1 protein-coding gene is annotated in these 290 nt (G+C 21.7%); it reads right to left on the bottom strand.

Going from position 1 to position 290, the window contains the following annotated elements; genetic code table 11:
• Positions 1-206 (bottom strand): hypothetical protein (locus AYC60_RS04545; protein ID WP_156447667.1); only part of this gene is annotated, 206 nt, incomplete at its 3' end.
• Positions 207-290: the final 84 nt, after the last annotated feature.

A 290-nucleotide genomic window follows, 5' to 3' on the forward strand; every position in this document is an offset into this window, starting at 1 on the left:
ATTTTAATACATGATTTATCTTTTGGAATTAAAGTAAGATTAGGTAAAGCTGGTATAATATATTCTGAAAAATTTGTATTTTCTAAAGACTTAGTTAATTCAATATATTTATTTATCCCATGTATAGCAAGATTTTCAATTGTATTTTCATTATTTCTTTCAAAACTACTAAAAGTTTGTATTTTATGATAAGATAGTATTTCCATTCAATTTGATAAATCTTGAATCCTATTATTATTTTTGGATTTCTCAGTTGCTTTCCCACTAAATCTATTTTTACTACTCTTTTT

Source organism: Streptobacillus felis (assembly GCF_001559775.1).
In the GTDB taxonomy this organism is placed as follows: domain Bacteria; phylum Fusobacteriota; class Fusobacteriia; order Fusobacteriales; family Leptotrichiaceae; genus Streptobacillus; species Streptobacillus felis.